Below are 2,310 nucleotides of genomic sequence, written 5' to 3'. Positions count from 1 at the left end.
CGCCACCGTCGACCTTCGCGCCCGCGCTGCCGCCCGGCCCCGCAGCGCCGCCGGGACCGGGCCCGCAGCTACCGGCCCCGTTCATCACACCCGGCGGAGATGGGGGGTAACAGCCGATGAGCACGATCTTCGATATCCGCAAACTGCAACTGCCACGGCTGTCGCGCGCGACGGTGATCATCGGATCACTCCTTCTCGCAGGCGGTCTGGTTGCCGGTTTGGTGGGCGTGCAGCTCTACAGAAAACTGACCAACAACACTGTGGTGGCCTATTTTCCGCAGACCAATGCGCTCTACGCCGGAGACAAGGTAGTCATCATGGGCATTCGCGTCGGGGCGATCGACAAGATCGAACCCGTCGGCGACAAGATGAAAGTTACCTTCCACTACGCCAACAAATACAAGGTGCCCGCCGATGCACAGGCGATGATCCTCAACCCCACGCTGGTGGCCTCCCGGAGCATTCAGTTGGAACCGCCCTATAAGGGTGGGCCCGTGCTGGCCGACCACGCGGTGATCCCAGAAGACCGCACCCAGGTACCGGTCGAGTGGGATGACCTGCGCAACAACATCACTCACATCATCGATAATCTCGGCCCGACCAAGGAACAGAAGAAGGGGCCGTTCGGTGACGTCATCGAATCCTTCGCCGACGGACTAGCGGGGAAAGGCAAGCAGATCAACACCACCCTGGACAGACTGTCGACCGCACTTAGCACCTTGGACGAAGGCCGCGGCGATTTTTTCACGGTGTTACACAGCCTGGCGTTGTTCGTCAACGCGTTGCACCGTGACGACCAACAGTTCGTCGCCCTAAACAAAGACCTGTCCCAATTCACCACTCACCTAACCAGTTCCGATCAAGCTGCTGCCAAGGCCATCCAACAGACTGACAGCTTGCTGTCCACCGCGAGCGCATTCCTGACCGAGAACCGCGAGGTGCTGACGCACGACGTCAACAATCTCAGCGAAGCCACTACCGCCATCATGCAGCCGGAGCCGCGCGAGGGTTTGGAGACTGCGCTGCACATATTGCCGAACATGGCAGCCAACGTCCTTGCGATCTACGAGCCGGCGCACGGCAGTCTGACCGGCGTGCCTGCGTTGGTCAACTTCGCCAACCCAATGCAGTTCATTTGCAGCGCGATTCAGGCCGGAAGCAGGCTCGGCTATCAAGATTCGGCAGAGTTGTGTGCGCAATATCTGGCGCCGATCATGGACGCGATCAAGTTCAACTATTTCCCATCCGGAATCAACCTGTTCAGCTCCGCTGACACGTTGCCCAAAAACGTTGCGTACTCCGAGCCGCGCCTGCAGCCGCCGCCCGGATACAAGGACACCACCGTCCCCGGCATCTTCTCACCGGATACACCGTGGTCCCACCGCAACTCCGAACCTGGATGGGTTGTCGCGCCGGGTATGCAAGGGATCAAGGTCCAGCCGGCCACCGCGAACCTGCTGACACCGGCATCTTTGGCCGAGCTGATGGGCGGGCCCGATATCGCCGCGCCACCGCCGGCCCAGAACATGGCCGGCCCGCCGAATGCCTACGACGAGAACAACCCGCTACCACCGCCGTGGTATCCGCAACCGCTGCCGTCGCCGACCGCGGCCCCGGCGGCACCCACAGGAGCCGGCTCGTGAAGCGCGCTATGCGGTCGGTTCGCCACCGGGCTTGGCAGACGTTGGCGTTGCTGACGGCCACGGTCGTGCTGACATCATGCGGGCACTGGCGGGGTATCGCCAATGTGCCGTTGCCCGGCGGTCCCGGCGGCGGCAAAGGCTCCTACACCATCTACGTACAGATGCCAAATACGTTGGCACTCAACGGCAACAGCCGGGTACTGGTAGCCGACGTGTTCGCCGGTAGCGTTCGCGCAATCAACCTCAAGAACTGGGTTCCCACCCTGACCGTGGACCTGGCAAAGGGAGTTAGGCTGCCGAAGAATGCCACGGCCAAGATCGGCCAGACCAGCCTGCTGGGCTCTCAGCATGTGGAGCTTGCCGCACCCCTGGACCCGTCGCCACAGCTATTGAAGAGCGGCGACACCATCCCGCTGACGAATTCGTCGGCGTACCCCTCCACCGAGCAGACGCTTGCCAGCTTGGCCCTGGTGCTGCGCGGCGGGGGCGTCCCGAATCTCGAGGTGATCCAAAACGAGGTCTACAAGATTCTGGCCGGGCGTGCCCAACAGATTCGGGACTTTCTGGGCAAGCTGAGCACTTTCACCGGCCAGCTGAACAAACAGCGCGACGATATCGCCCACGTCATCGACTCCACTGACCGGCTGCTGTCCTATGTGAGTGATCG

At 62.2% G+C, this 2,310-nt stretch carries 2 protein-coding genes; both read left to right on the top strand.

What is annotated here, in order from left to right:
- Window positions 1-116: 116 nt before the first annotated feature.
- A complete protein-coding gene (locus tag WBF82_RS05340) occupies window positions 117-1,643 on the top strand; it encodes a virulence factor Mce family protein (RefSeq protein ID WP_424382049.1) in 1,527 nt (508 codons plus the stop codon).
- A gap of 8 nt (window positions 1,644-1,651) precedes the next feature.
- Window positions 1,652-2,310 (top strand): MCE family protein (locus WBF82_RS05335; RefSeq protein ID WP_424382050.1); only part of this gene is annotated, 659 nt, incomplete at its 3' end.

This window comes from Mycobacterium sp., assembly GCF_049673265.1.
Classification (GTDB): domain Bacteria; phylum Actinomycetota; class Actinomycetes; order Mycobacteriales; family Mycobacteriaceae; genus Mycobacterium.
This window is presented reverse-complemented; position numbering and strand designations above follow the sequence as displayed.